Annotated in this window: 26 protein-coding genes; 10 read left to right on the plus strand and 16 right to left on the minus strand. The window is 36.6% G+C overall.

The genetic code is table 11. The annotated features are described in order from the left end of the window. Nucleotides 1–1803, plus strand: coding sequence for a hypothetical protein (locus ACMAYS_RS09680; RefSeq protein ID WP_392992516.1), 1803 nt, complete (start codon nucleotides 1–3; stop codon nucleotides 1801–1803). Nucleotides 1804–1805: 2 nt separating this feature from the next. Here ACMAYS_RS09680 and ACMAYS_RS09685 read toward each other — a convergent pair whose 3' ends face one another. Continuing rightward, nucleotides 1806–2387, minus strand: coding sequence for a DNA-3-methyladenine glycosylase I (locus tag ACMAYS_RS09685; RefSeq protein WP_103218080.1), 582 nt, complete (start codon nucleotides 2385–2387; stop codon nucleotides 1806–1808). A gap of 78 nt (nucleotides 2388–2465) precedes the next feature. Between ACMAYS_RS09685 and ACMAYS_RS09690 the strand changes: the two genes are divergently transcribed. Next, nucleotides 2466–3737, plus strand: coding sequence for a dicarboxylate/amino acid:cation symporter (locus ACMAYS_RS09690; protein WP_103218062.1), 1272 nt, complete (start codon nucleotides 2466–2468; stop codon nucleotides 3735–3737). 55 nt (nucleotides 3738–3792) lie between these two features. Here ACMAYS_RS09690 and ACMAYS_RS09695 read toward each other — a convergent pair whose 3' ends face one another. After that, entirely contained in the window at nucleotides 3793–4332 is a 540-nt protein-coding gene (locus ACMAYS_RS09695) for a YceI family protein (RefSeq protein ID WP_103218063.1), read from the minus strand. A gap of 104 nt (nucleotides 4333–4436) precedes the next feature. Here ACMAYS_RS09695 and ACMAYS_RS09700 point away from each other — a divergent pair, with 104 nt between their 5' ends. From ACMAYS_RS09700 to ACMAYS_RS09715, 4 genes are all read left to right on the plus strand, one after another. Beyond that, nucleotides 4437–5303, plus strand: a complete 867-nt coding sequence (locus ACMAYS_RS09700) for a LysR family transcriptional regulator (protein ID WP_103218064.1) — start codon at nucleotides 4437–4439, stop codon at nucleotides 5301–5303. A gap of 99 nt (nucleotides 5304–5402) precedes the next feature. Then, nucleotides 5403–5786 (plus strand): RNA recognition motif domain-containing protein, encoded by a 384-nt coding sequence (locus ACMAYS_RS09705; protein ID WP_103218065.1) that lies wholly within the window; start codon nucleotides 5403–5405, stop codon nucleotides 5784–5786. Beyond that, nucleotides 5786–6139 (plus strand): DUF1456 family protein, encoded by a 354-nt coding sequence (locus ACMAYS_RS09710; RefSeq protein ID WP_103218066.1) that lies wholly within the window; start codon nucleotides 5786–5788, stop codon nucleotides 6137–6139. Before ACMAYS_RS09705 ends, ACMAYS_RS09710 begins: the two co-directional genes overlap by 1 nt. After that, the gene (locus ACMAYS_RS09715; RefSeq protein WP_103218067.1) at nucleotides 6087–6923 is read left to right on the plus strand and encodes a S1 RNA-binding domain-containing protein; all 837 of its coding nucleotides are present in this window, start codon (nucleotides 6087–6089) and stop codon (nucleotides 6921–6923) included. Before ACMAYS_RS09710 ends, ACMAYS_RS09715 begins: the two co-directional genes overlap by 53 nt. A gap of 64 nt (nucleotides 6924–6987) precedes the next feature. Here ACMAYS_RS09715 and ACMAYS_RS09720 read toward each other — a convergent pair whose 3' ends face one another. The 5 genes from ACMAYS_RS09720 to ACMAYS_RS09740 form a co-directional block, all read right to left on the minus strand. After that, complete coding sequence (locus ACMAYS_RS09720; protein WP_021267754.1) at nucleotides 6988–7185, minus strand: cold-shock protein; 198 nt, start codon at nucleotides 7183–7185, stop codon at nucleotides 6988–6990. Nucleotides 7186–7288: 103 nt separating this feature from the next. Further along, the gene (locus ACMAYS_RS09725) at nucleotides 7289–7702 is read right to left on the minus strand and encodes an HIT domain-containing protein (protein WP_412463173.1); all 414 of its coding nucleotides are present in this window, start codon (nucleotides 7700–7702) and stop codon (nucleotides 7289–7291) included. Then, nucleotides 7695–8927, minus strand: a complete 1233-nt coding sequence (locus ACMAYS_RS09730) for a TIGR03862 family flavoprotein (protein WP_412463174.1) — start codon at nucleotides 8925–8927, stop codon at nucleotides 7695–7697. The genes ACMAYS_RS09725 and ACMAYS_RS09730 overlap by 8 nt, the downstream gene beginning before the upstream one ends. 37 nt (nucleotides 8928–8964) lie before the next feature. Continuing rightward, nucleotides 8965–9426, minus strand: coding sequence for a BLUF domain-containing protein (locus ACMAYS_RS09735; RefSeq protein ID WP_158246872.1), 462 nt, complete (start codon nucleotides 9424–9426; stop codon nucleotides 8965–8967). Between the two features lie 96 nt (nucleotides 9427–9522). Beyond that, a complete protein-coding gene (locus ACMAYS_RS09740; RefSeq protein ID WP_412463175.1) occupies nucleotides 9523–10467 on the minus strand; it encodes an alpha/beta hydrolase family esterase in 945 nt (314 codons plus the stop codon). Nucleotides 10468–10646: 179 nt separating this feature from the next. Between ACMAYS_RS09740 and ACMAYS_RS09745 the strand changes: the two genes are divergently transcribed. Both ACMAYS_RS09745 and ACMAYS_RS09750 read left to right on the plus strand, forming a co-directional pair. Continuing rightward, on the plus strand, nucleotides 10647–12242 hold the full coding sequence (locus tag ACMAYS_RS09745; protein ID WP_103218072.1) for an ABC-F family ATP-binding cassette domain-containing protein: 1596 nt from the start codon (nucleotides 10647–10649) through the stop codon (nucleotides 12240–12242). A gap of 216 nt (nucleotides 12243–12458) precedes the next feature. Beyond that, nucleotides 12459–13121 (plus strand): hypothetical protein, encoded by a 663-nt coding sequence (locus ACMAYS_RS09750; RefSeq protein WP_412463176.1) that lies wholly within the window; start codon nucleotides 12459–12461, stop codon nucleotides 13119–13121. Nucleotides 13122–13161: 40 nt separating this feature from the next. Here ACMAYS_RS09750 and ACMAYS_RS09755 read toward each other — a convergent pair whose 3' ends face one another. The 3 genes from ACMAYS_RS09755 to ACMAYS_RS09765 are packed head-to-tail and all read right to left on the minus strand — an operon-like array spanning nucleotide 13162 to nucleotide 16908. Beyond that, nucleotides 13162–15651, minus strand: a complete 2490-nt coding sequence (locus ACMAYS_RS09755) for an ABC transporter permease (RefSeq protein WP_412463177.1) — start codon at nucleotides 15649–15651, stop codon at nucleotides 13162–13164. Next, complete coding sequence (locus tag ACMAYS_RS09760; RefSeq protein WP_103218076.1) at nucleotides 15641–16318, minus strand: ABC transporter ATP-binding protein; 678 nt, start codon at nucleotides 16316–16318, stop codon at nucleotides 15641–15643. The genes ACMAYS_RS09755 and ACMAYS_RS09760 overlap by 11 nt, the downstream gene beginning before the upstream one ends. Continuing rightward, complete coding sequence (locus tag ACMAYS_RS09765; protein WP_103218077.1) at nucleotides 16318–16908, minus strand: arylesterase; 591 nt, start codon at nucleotides 16906–16908, stop codon at nucleotides 16318–16320. The genes ACMAYS_RS09760 and ACMAYS_RS09765 overlap by 1 nt, the downstream gene beginning before the upstream one ends. A gap of 130 nt (nucleotides 16909–17038) precedes the next feature. Between ACMAYS_RS09765 and recQ the strand changes: the two genes are divergently transcribed. After that, nucleotides 17039–18922 (plus strand): DNA helicase RecQ, encoded by a 1884-nt coding sequence (gene recQ / locus ACMAYS_RS09770; protein ID WP_412463178.1) that lies wholly within the window; start codon nucleotides 17039–17041, stop codon nucleotides 18920–18922. 19 nt (nucleotides 18923–18941) lie between these two features. Here the strand turns inward: recQ and ACMAYS_RS09775 are convergent, their stop codons facing one another. The 4 genes from ACMAYS_RS09775 to ACMAYS_RS09790 form a co-directional block, all read right to left on the minus strand. Next, on the minus strand, nucleotides 18942–20684 hold the full coding sequence (locus ACMAYS_RS09775) for a hypothetical protein (RefSeq protein WP_412463179.1): 1743 nt from the start codon (nucleotides 20682–20684) through the stop codon (nucleotides 18942–18944). Then, nucleotides 20644–21441: a hypothetical protein gene (locus tag ACMAYS_RS09780; RefSeq protein WP_412463180.1), complete on the minus strand. Its 798-nt coding sequence runs from the start codon at nucleotides 21439–21441 to the stop codon at nucleotides 20644–20646. Before ACMAYS_RS09780 ends, ACMAYS_RS09775 begins: the two co-directional genes overlap by 41 nt. A 2-nt stretch (nucleotides 21442–21443) precedes the next feature. Further along, entirely contained in the window at nucleotides 21444–21770 is a 327-nt protein-coding gene (locus ACMAYS_RS09785) for a hypothetical protein (protein WP_412463181.1), read from the minus strand. A 146-nt stretch (nucleotides 21771–21916) separates the two neighbouring features. Further along, on the minus strand, nucleotides 21917–22636 hold the full coding sequence (locus ACMAYS_RS09790; RefSeq protein ID WP_412463182.1) for a transposase: 720 nt from the start codon (nucleotides 22634–22636) through the stop codon (nucleotides 21917–21919). Nucleotides 22637–22797: 161 nt separating this feature from the next. Here ACMAYS_RS09790 and ACMAYS_RS09795 point away from each other — a divergent pair, with 161 nt between their 5' ends. Next, complete coding sequence (locus ACMAYS_RS09795; protein ID WP_412463469.1) at nucleotides 22798–23007, plus strand: HRDC domain-containing protein; 210 nt, start codon at nucleotides 22798–22800, stop codon at nucleotides 23005–23007. Between the two features lie 106 nt (nucleotides 23008–23113). Here the strand turns inward: ACMAYS_RS09795 and ACMAYS_RS09800 are convergent, their stop codons facing one another. Together ACMAYS_RS09800 and ACMAYS_RS09805 are read right to left on the minus strand one after the other, a co-directional pair. Then, nucleotides 23114–23944: a hypothetical protein gene (locus ACMAYS_RS09800; RefSeq protein ID WP_412463183.1), complete on the minus strand. Its 831-nt coding sequence runs from the start codon at nucleotides 23942–23944 to the stop codon at nucleotides 23114–23116. A 543-nt stretch (nucleotides 23945–24487) separates the two neighbouring features. Beyond that, entirely contained in the window at nucleotides 24488–25003 is a 516-nt protein-coding gene (locus ACMAYS_RS09805) for a hypothetical protein (protein ID WP_412463184.1), read from the minus strand. Between the last annotated feature and the right edge of the window lie 7 nt (nucleotides 25004–25010).

Consider the following 25010-nt stretch of genomic DNA (forward strand, 5'->3'; position numbering starts at 1 on the left):
TTGAAGATTGTTTTTACTCTGATATTATCAATAATCATTGCTCTAGGTACTAGCTCTAGTACCTGGGCATTTGATTTTGTGTTAGATGAAAACCATGCTGTTTTAAAAGATATTGAGAAGCTAGTTAATAAGAATTGGAAGAATCTTAAGGAGCTTCAAGAGAATGAAGAGTGGCTTGAAGGACAACTAAAACTTCAATATTTTGGAACAATCTATCAAAAAGGATGGCATGGGCCCAAGGTTCAAAGAAATATCTATCCTGCAATTAATGGTCAATTCCTAGTTGTGGACTCTGTCACACTTAATGCTCCAGTTCTGGAGCAGATGGCATATATCGGTGCGAACTTTCTATTTAAAACGCTTGTTCCCGTTTTACAGGGCGCTCCAATTGAAGAGCGTAAGTTTTCAAAAGTGACGACGGTTGATTCATACGAACAAGCAATAACTCTTAATCATATGAAGGTTAACGAACTTCCAATGACAAGAGCGAAACTTAATCAACTCAAAGATGGAGAACAAGTTAATACTATACTCATGACTGGCTTTGCTTCACGCATGAATTTAATCTGGTTAGAATTCCTTGATGTAGTCATTCCTGTTCTTGATCGCTTCGGCCCAAAAGCTAAGTTTAAAGTAATGAAGGCCTTAGATATTACCATCGAAAAAGCTGCGCAGGATATAGCGCTCATCACAATTAAAAACTTAAATGAGAGATCAAAAGGCCTAGGTTTGGGACTAAGTGTTTTCTTAGATGAAGTAATTGATCTCCCTATATCTATCGGTATCAATGGATCAGCAGGTTACTCTCCTATCGTTTTTAACTACAAGAATAAAGAAAGTAAGATCAACGAACTTGTTTACAAGGTGGATCTTAGTACAAAAGAAGGACTTGATGCTTACCTAAGCTTTCTAGCTCAAGATTTTTCTAAGCTACAAGACCTTGAAGAAAAAAGAAATCAAAGCGTTGATCTCTATATTCAAAAAGAAGGCGATATCAAAAATAGCGAGTTCAATTGGGGTTTAAATCTTCTTCTTTGGAAATCAGGTGCTCGCTATATAAAAGAAGATGGCAAGTATACAACGACATTTAATAATGGCGATGCTTACCATTACGACATTATCGAACATAAGAAAATTACTGATCATAAAGGATTTTCAGGAAAAGAAAATAGAAGCTTTGAAGTAAAAGCGATCGTTCCTACAAATGAAGATGCTATCTCTAGCTTTAGTTTGGAGCTTAGTTACTCATATTCTGATGAAATTGCCACAGGCCGTGAACTAAATAATGAGGCGCAATTTCTCTTTGAACGATACCTTGATAATGGAATGAGAATTGATTTCGATAAAAAGAAGAAGTATGGCAAGGTACAAATTCACTCTTCTCTTATGTTTTCAACAAAGGCAATTTCAGAGATTATGAATGTTGATGATTTTGATTTATGGGAATCAATCGCCTTAGCTTTTGATTATACAAATTCTCTTATTTGGATTGATGAAGCTAAAAGACGTCAATTTGAAAGAGAGAATTATGTATACAACGACTCCCATAGTGGGCAACAGAATCGCCTCTCACAAAGTGAGAAAAGAAAGCTAAAGCAGCTTGAAAACTTAAAGCTTGCAAAGAAGATTTATAATATTTTACATAAAATGCGTGTTAACGGTCTTACTAAGGAAAAGGCAGCTCTCTTAGTTGAAAGTCTTCGAAATTCTAAGCTAGGGCCAAAGCTTCAAAGAGCTATGGTCAATATCATTGGACTTAATGATCTCATGGGACAGGGATATATTAGAGGAAATCTCTACTAGTCTCATTTAACAAGTTTTTTAAGTTTCTTTCCGTGCAAGTAACAATTTTGACTATGGTCTTGGACAATTCCACATGCCTGTAAGAAAGCATATATGATAGTGCTTCCAACAAAGCGAAATCCCCTCTTTTTTAAATCTTTTGATATGGCGTCACTTAACTCTGTTTTTGAGGGATAATCTTTAAGGCCAGAAAAGCTATTATAGATAGTCTTTCCATTTGTAAAAGACCAAATATACTTATCAAAGCTTCCAAACTCCTTTTGAACTTCGATAAAGTACTTAGCATTTGAAACTGTTGACTCAACTTTTAGGCGATTTCTAATAATCCCCGGATCGAGTAAGAGTTTTTCAATCTTTGCCGGTGTGATTTTTGAAACTTTCTTCACATCAAAATTATGGAAAACCTTACGATAATGCTCTCTTTTAGTTAATACAGTTTCCCAACTAAGGCCCGCCTGTGCACCTTCTAGAATAAGGAATTCGAAGAGAGTTCGATCATCGTGAACAGGTCTTCCCCACTCTTTATCATGATAATCGACATATTGTTTATTTGATAATTTTAACCACGGGCATCTTTCTTTCATAACGATCATTATAAACCTTTTTTAAATTATAAATAAGGATTAAAATAAACCTTCATGTACTTTCAGAAAGGATAATAAATGAGTAAAGTAGTCAAAAACTTAAGCTTCTGGGTACTCGTCGCAGGTGTACTTGGATATATTTTAGGATCAATTTTTGGTGATCCACTTTGGGCAACGTCAAAAAACCCTCCAGATATTTATCAAATAATCGTTATGATTAAGGATGTCTTCATCAGTTCACTTAAGATGATGATTGCTCCGATGATTTTCTTCTCACTAATTGGTGGGATAATCAGCATAGGAGAAATCACAAAACTTAAGTCCATGGGAATGGTGACGATCACTTACTATATCTCAACAACAATCATCGCAATCTTTATTGGTCTAACAGCAGTCTTCTTCATTCATCCATGGAAAGACTCTGGAGTAACAATTAAGACTAAGGATTCAATCCAACAGCAAAAGCCTGCTAAGTTCATTGCAGAGGGTTCTAACTCAATACCACTTGTCATTAAGAACGTTTTTACAACTGCACTTGTAAATCCATTCCATGCCCTTGCAAATAATAATATTCTTGGAATTGTTACGGCAGCTCTTCTTCTAGGCCTATCGTTACTAATAGTTCATCACACCTCGAGTCCCCTTTATCAAATCGTTAAGGATCTCAATATAGTCATTAATCGGGTACTCCACTGGATTATTAATCTGAGTCCAATTGGTATTTTTGCTATCGTTTTTGATTTTAAGGTTAAGGTATCGGGAGATATTTTCTCCGAGCTTCTCTCTTTTGCCCTCTTAGTATTTGGGGCAACAATGGTACACGGGCTTCTCGTTCTTCCATCAATTGCATGGTTCTTTGGAGGACTAAACCCAATCAAACTATTTAAGAAAACGGCAAGGCCTCTACTACTTGCCCTTTCGACTGCCTCAAGTTCAGCAACACTTCCTGTAACAATGCAAACTTGTGAAGAAGAACTAGGCGTTTCTAAAGGTGTTAGTGGTTTTGTCTTTCCCCTAGGTGCCACAATGAATATGGATGGGACGGCACTATTTGAAGGGATTGCAGCTATCTTTTTGGCTAACCTTTATGGAATCGAGCTTTCAGGTGTTGCCATGTTCTCTATCTTCTTTATGGCAATGCTCTCTTCAGTAGGAGCACCAGGTATGCCTTCAGGCTCGATGTCAGGGATGCAGATGGTTCTTCTGGCCGCGGGAATTCCACTTGAAGCAATTGGTATTCTTTTAGTAATCGAGAGACCACTTGATACTTTTAGGACGGCCGTAAATGTCGAGGGTGATATTATTGGAGCAGTTGTTACACAAAGATACTTAGATAAGAAATTAACATAAAAAAACAAAAGGCCGCTTTAAGCGGCCTTTTTTATTGGAGTCTAAGAAAGTTTAATTATTTTACAACAACATCAAATGCTAAACTAACTTTATCATCAATCGCTTTGTCACCAAGGCTTTTGAAGAAAGAAGCAGAACCATACTTAAGACCAAAGTCTGTACGATTAAACTCTAGTGAACCAACAAAATTCTTACCATTTTGTGCCGCTAGAAACTTAACTTCTTTTGTCTTTCCTAAAATTGTAAGGTCAGCAGTTACTGTAAAACCTTCAACTTTTTTAATATCTAGAGTAGCTGTTGGGTACTTTGAAACATGAAAGAAGTCTTCATTTTTAAGGTGACCATTTAACTTATCTAACCACTCACCTTGAAGGTCTGTCGCAGTAAAAGAGTTCATATCTACAACAACTTTTCCTGATACTAGTTGACCTTTTTCAAGCTTAACATCACCTGATTTAATTTTAACTGTACCGAAGTGACGACCAGTTACTTTAGTACCTTGCCAGAAAACAGTAGATTTTGAAGTATCAATTTTTTCAGCATAAGTTGCAAATACAGTAAATACCGCAAGGGCCATAACCATAAGTTTATTCATAATATTCCTCCATTTGAATTATGATATAATTTTTAAAATATCTTAACAAAGTATAGAAGAAAATAAAGATCATTATTAAGGACATCTTGTGCTATAATTAGTCCATGATTTGGATAACAATTGAACAAATTAAATGCCTACAGGCGTTAGAAAAGGCCGGAAGCTTTACTAAAGCAGCCTCAGAGCTAGCTAAGGCAAAGTCTGCGGTAATTTACTCAATTAACAATCTTGAGGAACAAGTAGGCTTCGAACTCGTCGATCGCTCATCTTATAGGCCACAGATAACAACAAAAGGTCAGGAATTTCTAATCGAGGCCTCAAAGCTTACAAAGCAATATGATGAATTGATTCACAAGACTCAGCAAATTTCATCAAATGTTGAAACCAGATTATCCATTTCAGTGTCTGGAATTTATGGCCTTGAAAAACTATATCCAATTATCAAGAAGGCCATGGCCCGTTACCCATCCACAGAAATTATTCTTGAGCGTGAAATCCTAAGTGGAGAAAAAATGCTATTGAACGATAGAGTCGATTTAGCAATTTTTGAAGACCTCTCAAGTATCAAGAATTTTGACTATAAAATTATTGGTAAAGTGGATATGTATCTTGTGGTTGCAAAGGATCATCCTTTTCTTGATCTACCTAAAAACCAACAAAACTTTAAAGGCCTGGCACAATTTCCACAAATAATTCAACGAAGTACAATTCCAGATGACACAACAAATATTGGCGTGATTGAGGACTCTCTAAAGTGGAGGGTTACAGATACGCCGTCGAAAAAAGAGATTATTCTAAATGGCTTTGGTTGGGGAAGACTTCCCTATCCACTAATTGAGAAAGATCTAAAGGCCGGGCGACTAGTACACTTGAAGCATCTTGAGAGTAAAGTCCCAGTCACCTTTTGCTTAGGACACAAAAAAGAGCACCATTTAGGAGAAGTGGCCCAATATATCTGGGATTCCTTCTAAAATAGCGCAAATAAATTACCTGATTCTAGCATTTTTTCCCATTTCTTAAGCATTTAGTGCTAAGTTGCCCCCATTAACACTATAAAATTAAGGTAAGAAATGAAAACTGTTTATATCGGTAATCTCAACTACAAGATCACTGCTGAGCAATTAAAAGGTATCTTTTCACGCTTTGGCCGTGTTCAAGACGTGAACCTACTAACAATTCCGGGAACTCAAAAGAGCAAAGGTATTGCATTTATCAAGATGCAAAAAGAGCAAAGCGCACAAGATGCGATCAAGGGCCTTGATGGGACAACTCTAGACGGAAGAACTGTTAAGGTATCGATTGCTAAAGATAATTTTGAAGAGCAGAAGAAGTACAAGAAAGAGACTAAAGCAAAGGTTGAAAAAGAAGAGGCACAAGAGCTAATTATTGAAAAAAAGAAAGCTCGTCGCCGTCGTGGCCTAAATGAATTATTCGATCACCTAGGTAAGAAATAATGACGAATAATGATATTTTAAAAAAGCTTAGAATCGCATTATCTCTTAAGGATTTTGAAATTATCGAAATCTTAAAGCTAGTTGATTTTGAACTTACAAAATCTGAATTATCTGCAATTTTTAGAAAAGATGACCATCCAAATTATAAAGAATGTGGTGATCAACTTCTTAGAAAATTTCTTAATGGCCTAATCATTAAGAATCGCGGAACACGTGAAGAAAGAGAGGCCAAGGCACAAGCTTATAAGTCACAGGCCAAACCAGTAGCAAAAGCACCAATCAAGAAAAAGGCAAAATCTGATGCTCCATATAGGAAAAAACAATACACTAAAAGTTCTAAAAAAACTTCATAATGGATATACGCTAGTAGACGAAGAAAATATCCAGCAGGTATTTCTTCCAGAAAACTTTGCGCCTCTAAAAATTGAAGTGGGCTCAAAAGTTAAGGCCTTTATTTACCCAGATACTCAAGGAGAACTTGTTGCAACAACAGAGCTTCCTCTTGCAGTTGTTGGTGAGTATGCCCTATTAGATGCAATTGAAATCCAAGAATTTGGTGCATTCTTTGACTTGGGAACTTCTAAAGACCTACTTGTTCCAGGTAATGAGCAAAAAATAAAAGTTAGAAAATACGAGTCTCATATTGTTCGAATTTGTAAAGAAGAAGGTACTGGTCGAATCTTTGGGACGACAAAACTTGGAAAGTATATTGAGTCTTCAGACTTCGATATTAATGTTGGAGATGAAGTAGATATTTTTATCGCTCAAGAAAGTGATTTAGGTTTCAGAGTTATCGTAAATAAGAAATTCATTGGAATGATCTATAAAAATGAAATATTTCAACGTGTCTCTTGCGGAAAATACTTTAAAGCATTCGTTAAAAAGCTACGTGAAGATGGGCTTGTCGATGTTGCTCTACAAGAGCAAGGGATTAAAAACCTTGTCGACTCAAAAGACATTATTATCGACTTTCTAGAAAGAAATGGTGGCTCTAGCTTCTTAAATGATAAAAGTTCTCCGGAAGACATTAAGAACTTTCTAAATATGAGTAAGAAGACGTTTAAGAAAACAATTGGAATGCTCTATAAAGACAAGAAAATTACAATCTCAGATAACGGAATAAAATTAAATCAATAACAATAAGAAAGGCCCACAAAATGTGGGCCTTCTTTTTTAAGTACTCAATTTATATAATTAAAAATTAACCTTGAACTACTTTTACATTTACGGCACATGGACCTTTAGGACCTTCACCTAATTCGTATTCTACGCTATCACCGTCATTTGGCTCTCCACCTTGAACTGATGAAATGTGGAAGAAAAGATCTCCACCGTCATCTTTTGTGATAAATCCAAAACCTTTCGCTGAATTGTAGAATTTAACTTTACCTGTACTCATTTAATTAACCTCGTAATAAAATTATTCGTTAGATACGATTTTACCCTACTGTTTGCATAATTCCTAAGAAAAAAGGAAAAAAAATTTATTTTGCTGATCCTTGTCACTTTGACAGACGCGACGCTTCAAAATGTGTTCGAAATGTACTTTCTAAGTCACTGATATTATGGGTTTCTTTAGTTGCCTTCGTTCCCCATATTGCTCCAGGCCAAGAACGATCATTTTCATAACGACAGATTATATGGACGTGAAGCTGAGAGACCATATTTCCAAGGGCCCCAATATTTAACTTTTTTGGGTGATAGTTATCGCTTAGAAAGCGACTTACTTCATTGATTTCCTCAAGAAGCGTCACCTGATCATCCCACGAGAGTTCATGAATTTCACGAATCTCTTCTCTTTTTGGAACTAAGACTGCCCAAGGATTTTCTTGATCAGGTAAAAGCATAAGCTTTGAAAGTTTCATATCAGTAATTTCTATTAAATCTTTTTTTAAAACTTCATGTAGTTTAAACATTGATACCTTCTTTTTCCTTTATCGATTTCACAACTCGATATGCAGTAGAAAAACATCCCTGTAAGAGATAGCCACCAGTTGGTGCTTCAAAGTCTAGCATCTCTCCTACAAAGTAATATTGATTATTTTTAATTGCTGACAAGTCATCATTCAATGATTCAAAACAAACACCACCAGAAGTAGAAATGGCCTCATCCATTGGTCTGGCCCTTAATACTTCTATCTCACAATCCTTAACCATCGCTGCCAAGTAATTAACATCTTCCTGTGCTTTTGAGCGATCAAGAACTTCATAAAGTAATGAAGTTGCAATCTTATCGAAATTTAAGTTCTTTCTTAGACGATTAGTTAATGAGTCCTTATTTCTACGAGACAATTTCTCAATAACATCTTGCCTCTTTAAGTCTGGTTTGAAGTCGATGTGGAGTTTAGTCGATACTGATTTCTCTAATTCATCTCTAAGTCCGTTGGAAATAGCGTAGACAGCTCCCCCCTCAACACCGTAAGGAGTCAACATGATCTCACCTCTGGCGTTCTGGGATTCATTAGAAACAACTATATTTTTAACGAAGCCACGATCAACTTTATCTTGAAAGTGTTTAGACCAATTGATTTCAAAACCACAATTCATGGCCTTTAGTGGTGCAGTCTTCACACCGAGAGCTTCAATATACTCCATCCAAGCACCGTCACTACCTGTCTTAGTCCAGCTTCCTCCACCCATGGCCAAAATATAGTAATCAGCTTTTTGCGTCTTATTGCTATGATCGTGCTTAAAGATTAAATCACCATCAGCTGTTATATTAGTAAGACTATGTTTTAAATGAAGATGAAAATTTTCATGAGACTTTAGTGAATTCATCCATTGATGTAAGATATCTGCGGCCTTCATTTTCTTTGGAAATACTCTGCCACTAGTACCAATAAATGTCTCAGTACCAAGAGTATTTGCCCATTCGATTAAATCATTAGCATTGAAGTCTTTTAATAAAGAACGAAAGCGTGCTTCATCCTTAAAGTATTTTTTAGCAAACTCTTCTTGCTTCTCACTATGAGTGAGATTGAGACCACTATTTCCAGCGACTAAGAATTTCTTCCCGACACCACCAGTCTGTTCATACAGGTGAACCTCAATTCCCTCAATTTTAGAATTCAATAATTCATAAGCACAGAAGAGGCCTGCGGGGCCTCCTCCAACAATGGCAACGACAACTTGATTTGACATGATAGAATACTATCACGCAAGCAAGTTGGAGAAAAGTCTAAGCAGCTTTTGACGAGATTGTATCCATATCAATTTTGTAGCGCAATGCTTCGATCAAGCGATCCACTTTCTCCTGAGATATTGGCTCATTTCGACGGGAATCATTGATTAAATCATTCCAAGCAATCACATGATCAATAACATCTAAGTCCATGTCATTCAGTTTAACAAGGGCCAATGGCCAATTTTCAAAGCTTCTATTTTCGATCTCACGATCAGTCAATAAATTCACATTTTGATGGCGTGGATCCAAAATAATTTTATTATATGTATAAATCACATCATCTTTCTTTCCTTCAATAACCTGAAAAAAGAAGCCACTATTATACATCAGTACACCTGTCACATCTCTTGCATTATTATTTCGAAATGACGAAGAGACAATCTTATCCAAGTCCTGCTCAGGCTTAAAATCGCCTGTTTTTTCGCTGATATAAATGATTTGATATTCTTTGCTCATAGAGACCACCTTGCTGCACATTTGCTTTTATTATAGATGTTTCAAAAGGCAAATGAAGACAAGAATACTTAAATTGCAGCTTAATAATGAATCATTTCATTGCACATCTACATTGCTAAATTTCAGAAAAAACTTAAGCATTTTTCGATAAAAATAGAGTCTTAAAAACTCCTTATGCTGTCCCTTCTTCACCACAGCAAACTTAATTACTGCATCATCTTCACAGTCACCGTATGTTTTAATTGTCGTCTCCTTACCACGAACAAACCATGTTGCATTAGTGCGACTTTCATCAGATTGGTTATTACATCGATTGTGATAGATCCACTTATCAACGGCCTCCTGGGCCCCGATATGCCCAAAAGGATGTTCAGGGTAATAGTCCTTACCCGCAAAAGGAATGGTTTTATCTTTTGTGCCGTGGATATGAAATATTGGCACGGCCTTTACATTAGGGCATGGATCCTGTTCAATGATGACCTCACCATTTTCATCTCTAAGATCAAGGGTTGCACCCAAAACTCCAACTGCTGTCACATAATTAGGATAAGTACAGGCCATCTTGTAAGAAAAGAATCCACCATTAGAATGTCCAAAGAAATAGATTCGACTCATATCAACTCGATTGAATCGAGGATCGTTTGCTATATAGTCGATAAGGTTTTTTATATAGAGAGTGTCATCGACACCGGATTTATAAAAGTCACAACAAAAATTTCCACCGTTCCAATAATGCTCACCTTCAATATCCTTACGCCCTTCTGGAGTGAGAATCATGAAGCCAAGAACGTCCTTGTAGAATGAAAGACGAGTAAACATATACTGCATAAAAATTGAGCTTGTGTAGCCATGAACATTTACGATGAGTGGCCATTTCTCTTTTTGATAATAGCGCCGAGGCAACTCTAATAGTGCCGCAGGATGCCCTTGTTGTGACACATTTAATTTATAAGTTGTTCGAAAATGAGGGTGGCCAGCATAAACAAGAGTGGCCTTAAATAAAAAGAAGATTATCACCACGAGCGTGGCCCAGAATTTCATCACTAGCTCCTTGTAATATCAGTATCATACTGTTCCGCCATGGCCACTTCTAGTAAAAATAGAAGGGCTAAAGCGAAAATAATATTCCTTTAACACTCCCGTAAATCCGTGGACTAATCGCATTAAATAGATTAAGCTATGGGCCGTTAATACATCTAAAATTTAAATAAGGACGATTTATGATTTCCACATCCAATGTCAGCTTAAGCTTTGGTGGCAAGAAGCTATTTGAAGACGTTAATATCAAATTTACTCCGGGTAACTGCTACGGTTTAATTGGTGCCAACGGTGCTGGTAAGTCTACATTCATCAAGGTTCTTTCTGGTGAAGTTGAGCCAAATACTGGTTCAATCAATATCACTCCAGGTGAGCGCCTTTCAATTCTAAAGCAGGATCACTTTGCGTACGAAGAAGAACAAGTTCTTCAAGCAGTTCTTATGGGTAACGAAAAACTTTTCTCAATCATGAAAGAGAAAGACGCAATCTATATGAAAGAAGATTTCAGTGATGAAGATGGAATGAAAGCAGCTGAGCTTGAAAGTGAGTTCGCTGAAATGAATGGTTACGAAGCCGAGTCTGAAGCAGGTATTCTTCTTTCTGGTCTTGGAATTGGAACTGAATACCACTACAAATATATGAAAGAGCTTACAGGGCCCGAGAAAGTTAAGGTTCTTCTTGCTCAAGCACTTTTTGGATCTCCAGATATTCTTCTTCTGGATGAGCCGACAAACAACCTTGATATCAAAGCGATTCAGTGGCTAGAAAACTTTCTTCTTAACTATGAAAAGACTGTAATTGTTGTTTCCCACGACCGTCACTTCCTAAACAAGGTTTGTACACATATTGCAGATATCGACTTTGGTAAGATCACTACTTACGCTGGTAACTACGACTTCTGGAGAAAATCTTCAGAACTTGCTCAGAGACTTCGTGCAGACCAAAATAAGAAAGCTGAAGATAAGGCCAAAGAACTTAAGGCCTTCATCCAAAGATTCTCTGCCAACGCTTCAAAGTCTTCTCAGGCAACTTCAAGACAAAAGCAACTTGAAAAGCTTGAGCTGACAGACCTTCCACAATCGACGAGAAAATACCCATTCGTACAATTCGATCCTAAGCGTGAAGCAGGAAAAGAAATTCTACGAGTAGAAGGAATCTCTAAAACGATTGATGGTGTTAAGCTACTTGATAATGTTACTTTCATGCTTAACAAAGACGATAAGATCGTTCTTCTTGGTGAAAATGACGTTGCAAAATCAACTCTTATGAAAATCCTTATGGGAGAAATGGAGCCAGATGCTGGAACTGTAGAATGGGGTGTAACAATCACGAATTCATACTTTCCAAAAGATAACTCAAGCTATTTCATGGATGGTAAGAACGATCTTGTAAACTGGCTAAGACAATACTCTGAAAACAAAGACGAAACATTTATTCGTGGCTTCCTTGGTAAGATGCTTTTCTCAGGAGAGGAAGCTCTTAAGAAGACAAATGTTCTTTCAGGGGGAGAGAAAGTTCGTTGTATGATGTCAAAGCTTATGCTTTCAGGTGCAAACGTACTTCTAGTTGACGGTCCAACAGACCACCTAGACCTAGAAAGTATTACATCAGTGAACGAAGGTTTCGAAAGATTTAAAGGTAACCTAATCTTTACTTCACATGACCACGAGTTCATTCAAACAGTAGCAAACCGTATTATCGACCTTGACCACACAACTGGAAAAGTTATTGAAGATAAGTACGTTAGTTACGATGATTACTTAGCATCAAAATCATAATTGCTATAAATACTAAAGGCCTCTTCTTGAGGCCTTTTTGTCACTTTTACCTTATTACAAGGTGAATTCCTGTAAGAAAGTTCTCTAAGTCTACTAAATCCCGTAAAAAATGATGTAAGAAAGTAAATTTCTTTAGCTAAACAAAATTTTAATTTCAAAAAAGTCATCCCCCACGTTAGAACTGGCCAAATTCAATTAAAACTCAGAGGGAGATTTATGAAAAAATTGGTTCTACTATTAGTGCTTACGGCCCTGACAGCAACGACTTTTGCGGCCCCAGGTAGAGGAAGAAGAAATAACAACGATGACGAATTAAGAAATCGTCGCTCACGTGATGCTAGATATGATAGAGACTCACGTCAAAATAGACAGCGTGACAGAAGATATGATGATCGTCGCAATGACAGACGTTATGATGACAGACGTTATGATGACAGACGTTATGACGACAGAAGATACGACGACCGTCGCACAACAAGACCTGATCCGACACGTGCTTACCGCCGCTACCGTCACACTCCAAACCGTGACTATGTAAGACACGACCGTCGTTGGACAACTGCACGAGACTACCACAGAACGATTAGACCTATTTACGTTTATAATAACCGCTGGTTAAGAGTGAGTGTTTCATATGTTGATGGTTACTATTGGGATTACGATTATCCATACTTTATCTACAATGGTTACCGTCACCGTTATAGTGCATACGATACTTGTAACTATGAACTTGTTGATAGCTGGAGTGATACTGTCGAAAGAACTTTCTACACATATTCTTGTTCAACTGGATATGACCTTTGTGCTGATCTACGAGATGAGCTCAACGACTACGAATACAATTACCGTTATTTCTGTGCCGAAAGATATAACTGGTAGATTCAATACTTATATAGGGGCCACATTAGGTGGCCCTTTTTTATTTTCGAATGAATCGATTAAATGAAGAAAAAGAAATAAGAATTGAAAGAACAATAATTAAAATGGCAAAGCCAATAATTTCAGTAGAACTGAAAATATAATTTAAATCAAATTGAAATTTAGCAACAGCAAAAGTAACAAGTTGACCTAACGTAATTCCTACCACAACAGCACTTACTGACATAAGCGCCATCTCCTTCATAATTGATTTTCTAATCTCGCTAAAACGAATCCCAATAATATTAATAAGAGAGATATCATCTCTTCGAGACTCTAACTGATGAGCTATCAGAGAATAAATCACAAGCAGCCCCACAAGAAAGACGATGAAGCTCATCGTAACAAGAATCTTTGTGATACTCTCCATAATTGTTGTCACTCTTTTAAGAGAGCTTTGAATATCAATTAAAGACACGTTTTGAAACTTGGCCGCAAAGTCAGATTGAAGCTGATCATTAACATCCCCCTCACCTTTGCCAATGGCCGCAATAAAAGTCTTTGGTGCATCTTCTAGAATACCTGGGCCAAATGAAATAAAGAAATTTGGTAAGAAGCTCGTCCAGCGAATCGAGCGAAAGCCTACAACTTTAGCAAGAATCGGCATTCCTAGTATATTATACTCTAGCTCATCTCCAAGATTAATACCTAGTCGACTCGCATAGCGCTGCTCAAGAGATACTTCTGCAACCTCATCTGTTTCAAAATCAAAACGCTTAGGCATACGTCCTTCGACAATCTCCTCACCCCTTACAAGATGATCGCGGTAGCTTAAGTTTGCACTTCGGTTACGACTTCGCTGCTCCCTTTGCTCCTCTCGTGTTAAATCCCCAAGTTTTTCAGGATCATAACCTTCACCGTTAATCTTTACGAGACGTCCACGAACCATCGGACTGATATTTAGGAGTTCTAATTTCTTATCAGAGACAAAACTCTTTAACTCTTCAACTTGTTCAGGCTGAATATCAAAGAGGAAATAAACAGGGCGCTCCTCTGCAGGCATCGAAAGTTCCGCTCCAATGATATTCTTAACTGAAGGGATAAGAGTCATAAGACTCGTTGAAATGAACAGACATAAGAAGATAAACAAAGTTGAAATCTTATGACGAGTCACATACTTAAAGGCCATATTAGAAGATAGACTTAGTTTAGGATTAAGTTTTCCAAGCCATGAAAGCACAAGACTTCCTACAGGAAAGAAAACTCCTATAATAATTAAGAAGACTACAATAAAAGCACTTCCAATAATTAAGCTCTCTGACAAGTAAATGGCCATCACCCAATAGAAAAGTACAATTGGGATAAATAGCAGGTAATCGGAAATATTATTAGATAAGCTTGTATCGTGATCAAAGAGTGCTTTTTGATCAACTCTTAAATAAGGAATAATTAAGGCCGGAGCTAATACAATAGTTGAAGCAACCCCAACGGCCATCGTGACAAAGAAAGTCGCTAGACTAAATTGTAACTCAATATCAATTCCTAAATTCTTACTGACCATGGTTTGAATAACTGGACTGAAGGCCGAACCAATAGCAATTCCAAGAAGTGATCCAAATAAACCCAAAAAGAAAAGTTTAAGCGTATAGATCTTAAAGATATCCTTCTTCTTCATCCCAATGAAGCCAAGAATTGCAAGATCCTTTCTTCGCTTTAAAAGAAATCCTCTAAAAAGATAGATAAGGCCAAGCCCCGCAAGAAATAGTCCACATAATGAAACAAGACCTAAGAAATCACTTAGATAATCCATTGAGCGCCCCACTCTTTCAGAATTAGACTGAGGAGATCGGATGCGAATTGATGAATCGATAATTTTAGCTTTTAAATCCTTTTCCGCTTTAACAAGTTCTTTGTCACTTAGTTCTTTGGCCATCTTAAAATGAAGACCTGTCCAAATTGTACTTCCAGGCTTGATAAGATCAGTTGAATCGAGAACTTCATTTTTCAAATAAAGTCTTGGTGCTAGTTGTCCCATAGAAAAGCCTGCAGAGCCATCTTCTTCGACGATTCCTGCTACTTTAAACGTTTGTGATCCAATCTTTATCTCCTTGCCTACATCAAGTCCAAGTTGACCAACAAGTTCAGGATAAATAAAGACTTCATTCTCTTTTAAATCGCGAAAGCTCTTGCCACTCTTTGATCGGATATCACCATAGAAAGGAAACCCTTGACCAAGTCCTCTTATATTGACCAGTCGACTCTTTTCACCGTTAAAGAGCATCGAATATAAAGAGCGATTGCGAGTCATTTCACTATAATCGAGATTAGACTTTGCAATCTCTAAAGTATCCTTAGTAATGGCAATTCGTGAACTAACCGATATATCAGAGCCTAGAAGTGATTTTGATTTCGCTGTTAGAGCACTATCAAATGAAGACTTAAAAACTTCAATAGTTGAAAGTCCAACCATTCCAATTGAGAGATTTAGAATAAAAATAATAAAGAACATTGGAGAGCTTCTAAGCTCTCGCATAACCATTTTAAGCTTCAAGACTTAGCACTCCATTTTCTAAGTGATAAATCTTCTCACACCTCTTTGCTAAATCCTTATCGTGCGTCACAAGGACAAGGCTCATCTTTTCATCTCGAACAATATCAAAGATTAGATTCATGACTTCATCACCAGTATTCTCATCAAGACTTCCACTTGGCTCATCTGCCAGAAGAACACCTGGGTGAGTAACGAGAGCGCGAGCAATGGCAATTCGCTGCTTCTCTCCACCACTTAATTGATTTGGGAAATGCGTCTTTCGGTGACTCATCCCTACTTTTTCAAGAAAGTAATCCACACGATCTTTCTGATGGCCATTGCCATTTACCTCGAGTGGCAAGAGAACATTCTCATATGCATTTAGATGTTCTAATAAATGAAATTGTTGAAAGACCACACCAATATGCTTTGCTCTAAGATCTGTGATCTCTTCGCTATTTAGATCTTTGAGTGAATTATTGCGATATGAAATATCACCACTGGTGGCATCATCAATTCCACATAAGAGTGATAAGAGAGTTGATTTTCCACTACCAGATTTACCTAGGATTGCGATGGTCTCCCCTTCGCTAACTCCAAGCTCAACACCTTTTAAAACATTGAGGATTTCTTCTCCTTGAGAAAAATCCTTTCTAACTTCTTTGAGTGATAATACTAATTCAGTCATTATAAAGCTTTCCTTATAAACGGTGCTACCGTCTTTGCAATAATCTTGTGTCCTTCCTCATTTGGGTGGATGCCATCGTCAATATTATACTGACGCTGTCCTGCTACATCCTTAAGTAAGAATGGAAGTAGTGTAACTCCCTCTTCTTTCTTTAAATCAGGAAACATTTTTTGAAATTCTTTCGTATACTCAGGCCCATAATTTGGTGGAATCTGCATTCCTGCCAAAATAACTTTTACACCCTTACTCTTTGCAAGCTTGATAGCATTTTTTAAATTCTCTTTTGTACTCACAAGTTTAATTCCACGAAGTCCATCATTTGCCCCAAGAGCAAGTAGCATAACATCAGGTTTTCCTCTTAAAGACCACTTAAGGCGAGAAACAGCAGAAGCTGAAGTAGAACCGCTAATACTTGCATTCATGACTTCAATTTCAATGCCTTCTTTTTTTAAGATATCTTTCACAAGATTTGGATAGGCCTTCTCTGGATCAATTCCATAACCGGCAGTAAGAGAGTCTCCGAGGAAGAGAACTTTTGGCGCAGCAAATGTTGAGAGACTAATTAATAGAACTAGTAAAAATTTATTCATAACAACTCCAATCATCTTATTTTAGGGCATCACAGCAAAAATAGCGAAGTTCATTTCGCTTTTTTACAAAGATTTAACAAAGCCTTTATTAATGCTTTGCTGGCCCTCTTTCATCAGTTAAACTAGATAAGTGAGTCAAGGAATCGAGATACTTCAAAAAATATTTGGTTATAATGCCTTTCGCGGCAATCAAAAAAAGATTGTGGAAAGTGTCATTGCAGGAAATAACGCACTGGTCCTCATGCCAACAGGTGGTGGGAAGTCCTTGTGCTATCAAATTCCAGCACTTGCCCGCTTTGGGACGGCCATTGTTATCTCTCCCCTCATCGCTCTTATGAAAGACCAAGTTGACGCCCTAATAGAAAAAGGCGTCGAAGCGGCTTACTTAAATTCTTCAATTTCTCATAGTGAACAGGATGATATTGTAGGAAATCTTCTCAATGGGAATATTAAGATCCTCTACGTCTCGCCAGAGCGTATGATGAATGAATACTTTCAGAGAATTTTGGAGCGCATTGAGATTTCTCTCTTTGCCATTGATGAGGCACACTGTGTTTCTCAATGGGGCCATGATTTTAGACCTGAGTATATGCAGCTTGGCATGATCACAAAGAAATTTCCCGACATCCCTCGCATTGCTCTTACCGCTACGGCCGGTGAAGCAACACGTGGTGAGATCATTCGCTGTCTAAACCTCCATGGCTCAAATCTCTTTATCAGCTCTTTTGATCGACCAAATATTACATACGAAGTTCAAAAGAAGACAACGAAAGAAAAAGACTTCTATCGTCTCACGCAATTTGTTCAAGATAATCTTGATGGCCAATCAGGAATCGTCTACTGCCTTTCACGCAAGGGTGTTGAAGAATGTGCCGACAAATTAGTTAAAGCGGGCTTTAAGGCCTATGCCTACCATGCGGGAATGAGTGCCAATTACCGCGAAAAAGTTCAAGAGAAATTTATCACTCAAAAGAATGTCATCGTTGTGGCAACCATTGCATTTGGAATGGGAATTGATAAGGCCGACGTACGCTTTGTTGCCCATATGGATATGCCAAAGTGTCTTGAGTCCTACTATCAAGAAACGGGACGAGCAGGACGAGATGGACTCCCTTCTCAGGTTCTAATGTTCTATGGACTAAGAGATCTTGTTCTTTTAAAAAGAATTGCTAATAAAGGCGTTGGCGCAGCAGCTCGTCGCCGAGTGAATGAAGAAAAGCTTGATGCCATTCTTGGTTTTTGCGAGGCCACAACTTGTCGCCGCGAAGTTCTTCTTAATTACTTTAATGACCCCTATCAAGGGCCATGTGGTAATTGTGATATCTGCTTAAGTGAACAGACTAAACAGAAGCTTATTAATGCAACTGAAATTGCCAAGGCCGTTCTCACTTGTGTTTATGAAACTGACCAGCGCTACAACGTCCACTATATCATCGATGTTCTCAAAGGAAATATTTCTGGCGTCATTCAAAAAAATGGCCACCACCATATCACAAGCTTTGGTTATGCAAGTAAAGAAGACGAAGGCTTCCTTTATTCTCTTTGTCGCCAACTAATTGCTCAAGGCCATCTTAAGATGATTATGGATGGAAGCTCAGAAATTAAACTTACTCAATCGGCCATCGATGTTATCGAAGATCGCAAAGAAGTCATGATTCGTGCAGACTTTAAAAAAGGTGCACCAGCTTCGAAGTCGGCTGCGACAAAAACAAAAGCAACAAAGAAGAAAGCAGTTCGCAAGAAGGCCACCACAAGAAAGAAAGCTGTCGCCACATATAGGCCAAATGATGGAACTGATAAAACAATGTATGAGAATTTAAAAGTTCTACGCTCTAAACTTGCCAAACAAAAACGCACACAGGCCTTTAAGATTTTTCCAGACAAGACTCTTATGGAGATGGCCGCCCAACGCCCACAAACTCTCGATGATCTCGAAAGTATCTATGGGGTTGGACCTAAGAAACTTCAGCGCTTTGGGAAGATTTTCCTTGAGGCGTTGAATGGGGATGCTTAATCACAACCTAATTTTATCATTACCGACTGCAAGAACATGTATTTGTTTTGCTTCTTATAGTTCCATCAGGAGCTTTATTACTGCAATATCCTTGAAGAGTAACTTCATCACTCCCATTAAATAATTTGCCATAAGAAGGATTTAACTGCTCTATATATTCTACCTTTGTATATTGTAATTGACACGATCTTCCTTCATTATAAACAGTACATTCAACATCGCACACAGGCGCAGAGGTATAAAATGGCCCCTCACAAGTATCTGTATACTCTTTCCCCTCTATTGGTTTAGGAAGACATTTCCCGCCACAAAAGACTTGGTCACTTTCACGACAACATGATTCACCAGTACAAAGAGTTATATTTTCTTTATAATTACCTATATAATCATATTCATTTAAAAACTTATAGGACATTGATAAAGTAAACTTCACCTCATTATTGTAAATTAAATCCTTTGGGATTGTCACTGTTTTCAAATTAGATGATGTACTATATGTCTTGACTAAAGTTCCATTTGACTCATAAATTTTTATCTCAAAATCATATACGACTCCATCACTTGATAAACTTATAGTTTTAGATGCATGAAAATCAGTAGTGAGCGGAGTACTAGGCATTAGCGAAACTTTAAAACTATCACCTAGATTCACGACTTTTATATAATTTCTTAAATCATATTCTTCAACCTCATTGTTCATGTAGCTCTTTCCAATAAAAATTCTTCTTTCACATACATCTGGATACTTTTTAAATATTCCCTCAACTGCATCAACAGTAAGATCAAAAGCTGTTTCATTGTAAGGCCCAATCAAAGTTGGACTTACCATCCTTTCTTTCGAAGTATACCAGTCGATTACTCCATGTCCTAAAGGGTCATCCTCATTAAATGCAAGTAATGATATCTTTGCAAGTAGAAAAGGACTTTTTGATAATAAAGCACCATAATAGCTTGATAGTTTTTTATTACTTGTTTTAGCATAATGAGTTTGCTCTATTCCAAGTAAACCTGTAGCTACATCGTTATAAAATTTGATATCTATGGCGTTTCCTGCACCAAGATTATCAGCAGGTGAACCAAACCTCATATTACCAATATAGTTTGAATAATCATCAAAACCATTCTTATCTAACTCAGACCTTAACTGATCAACAAACAAATTCCCCTGAGAATGAGAATAGATGAATACTCTTTCTTTCATCTCGATATGAGGTCTAACGGCATCGTAGAGTTTTAACAAGTCAGATTTACTAGGGTCTTTCTGTAACTCTTCTTCATATTTCTTCCTTAAATCGTCTTTAAACTTTCCTAATTCGAATCTAAATGAGCCTGAAACTTGAGACATAGATGCTTCAAAGTTTACTGAGTTACCAAACTCTTGAGCAGCGACAGCCATATAGCTGTATGCTTTATCTTCTGCCATTTTCCTTTCATCTTCAATACTTCCTTCAAATGGCAAATCAAAAAAGAGATCTATCTTTTGCAGCAAAGCCTCCAATAAATCTTTTTCAATTCCCTCTGTCTGATTGAAATATCCACTTTCACCACTGTAAAATATAAAATTGTCATATGGAGGCTTTGTGTTTTTATACTTATCATTAACAACCTTTAATGCAATCCAATTTTTTTTGTATGATTCAATCGTAGTATTTATCCCGTTAACATAGTAAACATGAATATCATTCTTTGGATAACAGGTATATTCAAACTCAGCCCTTACACTACTTAACAGTATTATTAAGATTATTGTAAAAGTCTTCATAAACCTCTCCTCTTGATAGTATCTTATCTTTATAGTAATCAAAATCTATATTATCTTCATAAAGCCTAGGCTTTTCATTAAAGAACTTTGTAGATAAATTTTTCTCAATTCGAATTTCACCATTAACATCAGTCAAACTTCTTTTTTGCAATAGAAACATTTCATTTTTACTAAGACCAAGTTCAACACAAGCGTATTTTAAATTAATGATATCTTGAGTAGATATAGAGAATTGATAAAAAAACCAATTTTCATCCAAAATGCCTTTTCTCTGAGCTGTATTAAAACTTAGCTTAAACACCTGTGCGTGGATCTTTTTTATTGAAGTATCTACAAAACTATTTGTTATTCTTTTATTTTTGTGTAGTAAATACCAACAGGACTGTGTATTTATATAATCAATTTTTTTATCATTATCGATATGCGCTTTATTCTCCATCACAACATATAAGTTTTTGAGCCAATTATAATATGCTTTAAGAACGAGAGGATCCCAATCTTTGTATGCTTCTTCTCCAAAGCGCTCTAGGTCATCCCTCATCCCATTGCCATTTGCATCTATTCCAGCAAGCGTCTCACTTTTGTCTTCATAATCTATGTCATATGTACGTCGATACTCATTAGTAAACCATATTAATGCCATTCCAAAAAGAAACGGTATAGCGGTAATCAATGGGATAAAATACTTAATGTGCGCTAAGATAAATGGTAGCGAAAACCACGCCAACATAGCTTTAACAACTTCTTTAAATTTCAATTTTATACTCCTTCACAATCAAAACTCCCATTTTCATAATCTTCTTGATAGATGTATTTAATTGTATAGTAGAACTCTAGTCTTTTCTTTGAATTATAGTTCAATGTATGCAAATGCTTATCGATCATACTCTTATAGATATTTGGATCCTCTAATTTTTGAATACAGCTATATACATCCTTATTTTCTTGGATAAGCATTCTAATAAAATTATGATCCTCTTGATTTTTAAAGATAAGTTGTAAGTTTCGCACAACTTTATCGAGATATCTTCTGTAATCAGAGTTATTTAACGAAATAGCAACGTTCGGTTCCAGGTGCTTTTTCATTGACTCTGCGTTGCTCAAATTAAATTCACTCATAAGTACTTATCGATATTTATATGCTTAAATTTAATAGAATCACTAGCTTAAGAATTAAACTAGAATTGAGTTCTATATGGTTAATTTTAATATAAGATATTTGGATACCTTATTTAAAATAAAGATATTTGGTTACTGTCTTTTTCTTCGCTTGGAATTAGCGTTTTCCACATTTGATCGTACTTAGTGTAACGTGGATGAATAACCTCCGGTTCAACAGTTTTATTCCTAGAGTCTTTTCCATACCTAAACTCTGGCCGTAATAGTCCTTGCGAAATACTCTTATCTTCATCAGGAGAGAATTTATTATTTAACCAATCTAGAACATCATCTTTTTTTAAAAGATCAAAAGAAAACAAGTCTACTAATTCAAAAATCGAAAATGGTGAATCACTACTAAAATATGAACTTAAAGAATATGGATAAGCTTCAACTTTAATAACCATATTTGCTTTCACAGGATTTTGAAGAATGTACTTATATGCATTTGCTCTATAATTCGCCTGAGTAAGTAATGATGATTTATAACGGCCGCCATAAATTGAATTAATAACACCTGATTGTTGCTGTACTTCTAATGTTGATAATTTCATAATCCAATACATTACTTCGTCTATATTCGACATAGGTGTATCAATCATTAAGTGAAAATGATTATTCATTAAAGTAAAAGCGTAAACCCTTACTTTATAATCTTTTACAACTTTATCGATTACTTTAAGGTATATTGGCCACATCTCACTTATTGGTAGTGGAAACCAAAGCTTATTATGTGATCTAGCGACAACATGATACGGATACTTATTAGTTCTTAATGTTTTTCTTCTTCCCATACATTCCTCTAAGTAAAATGTGCAAGTTCTAAGAATCAACACTATAAATTAAGTATTGAAAATTTATATTCAATTGAGCATCACGAAGAAGAAAGTTACTTTAGAATGTCTAAATAATTAGAATATGCTACGCACAAAGAAAAAGCACCTGGAACGCCTATATTTATGAGAATTTAAAAGTTCTACGCTCTAAACTTGCCAAACAAAAACGCACACAGGCCTTTAAGATTTTTCCAGACAAGACTCTTATGGAGATGGCCGCCCAACGCCCACAAACTCTCGATGATCTCGAAAGCATCTATGGGGTTGGGCCTAAGAAGCTTCAGCGCTTTGGGAAGATTTTCCTTGAGGCCCTTAATAACGATTTATAATTCTGATCATTACCGATAAGAATTTGTATTGAAGTAATTTTGCGCTTTCCTTGCATAAAAAAATCACAAAGTTTAAAGGCAGTAAACGGAGTTTCCGCCATTTTACTTAAAGAAGTAAATTTACATAACAAGCAAACTCACCATTTGAATTTAACAACTCATTAATCAGTACCTTGTCCTCATCTAATAGGTCATCATCACTCTCAAGATACATGATCACATGATCGTCCTTCACCTTGCTAACGCCGCAACTATCAACGCATGCAAACTTCTTACCTTCGCAACCTAAACTTTTTCCAGCAAACGTGTACTTCTTTTTCAACTCTTCTCTTGTAAGTTTAAAAACATCGTCTTTAAATTTAAATACTTCTTTCACATCATCAACATTTATCCACATATCTTGATTTGATAAAAGTTTTACACGTCCATTTTCAAACTTCTCCACTACTCCATACGTAAACACAAAATCAGAGTAATGTTCGTTCTTTAGCTTTACATAAATCTTAACTTGAACTCCATCTCTTGCACCAGGTTCTTTCTCAAACTTAATTCCTAGTTTCCCAATAGACTCTTTTCCTTTAGCGCTCTTAAATATATCAGCGACATAGATATTCTCAATATTCAAATCAATTTTAGAAATGATGTAACCAGGACTCTCTCCAAACTTTTTCTTAAATAAATAACGCTGCCTCCTTTCGCAGTCTGTATACTCTTTAAGGTTTTGATTTTTTTTCAGACTACTCACGCAGCTAGAAATATATATCTCATATTTCTTCTCTATCTTATCGGCTTCTGTCTTAAATTCGGATATATTTTTATCAACTCTTTTTTTGAGATCACCAGAGAATCGCTGCTCAAAAGTTCCATATAAAAGATCACGTCCATAGACGCTAGAACATAAACAAGCAACTAAACTGACTATTATTAATTTATTCATTCAAATCTCCCTATTGAGAGTAAATTTTACATTCGTTTCCTGGTGCTTACTCATTGACTCGGCGTTACTCAATCTTAAATAAATCATGAATGCTTATCGACATTATACAGGTATAAATTCAATAGATTTAATCGCTTTAGGATTAAAATAGAATTATCTTCTATATATTTAAATTTATGATAATTTTTGAGAGTTATTAGCTGATTTTCACTTCGTGAAAATGTCGTTCTTTTTATGCGTAAACTTTCCCATTGGCCTTGAGACGAACCGCTCGGGCTTGGCCCCTCGCTCTCGACGCCAATCTCTAGCTAAAGAGTTGGGGGCCTAGCACCGCAAACAATAGACTGGCTTTATGGTCAGGATGACCGGTATGTCAGCGAGAGGTAGGAGCCGAAGCTGACGAGGGGGCCTATTTTGCGGGTGGCCTTGAGACGAACCGCTCGGGCTTGAACCCTCGCTCTCGACGCTAATCTCTAGCTAAAGAGTTGGGGGCCTAGCACCGCAAACAATAGCCCGCCTTAGGGCGGCCAATTTTGCGGGTGCTTAATAGCGATCTTTAAAACGTATAATCAAAGATTGATTGATATGAAGGTTTCCGCGACGGTAGTCGATGAATTTTGCACGCATTAAGTTTTTTAATGAGTGAGAGAAGTCCACATCGGCCATGGCAAATTCTTTGTAAGGATAGCCGGCCCAAAGATTTTTAAGCTCAGCGTGAAGATCTTTTTCTCTTTTTCTGAATTTACCTTGGTCTTTTAGATGGTAAATGATGAAAAGCTCTTCGTCTTCAAGCTCAATTCCTAGGCCATAGCAGATGGCACTTAGTGCATGAACTGCAGCAATGTATTTCTTATCCTTACCGAATTCGTTTTGAAAATTAACAAAGCCTTTAAAGAATGCATCTAATTTGAAAACCATATTTTCATAGATTGCATATGTACTTTTTGATGAGTCATTAGAGACGTGGATACATTTATGAAGAAGTTCTTCAAATTGATCCATTTTCTTAAATTCTACTCTTTCTAATATTTCTTCTAATGTTTCTTGTAATTGTTCCATAGTCGTC

The organism is Halobacteriovorax sp. RT-2-6 (assembly GCF_047085025.1).
GTDB lineage: Bacteria > Bdellovibrionota > Bacteriovoracia > Bacteriovoracales > Bacteriovoracaceae > Halobacteriovorax_A.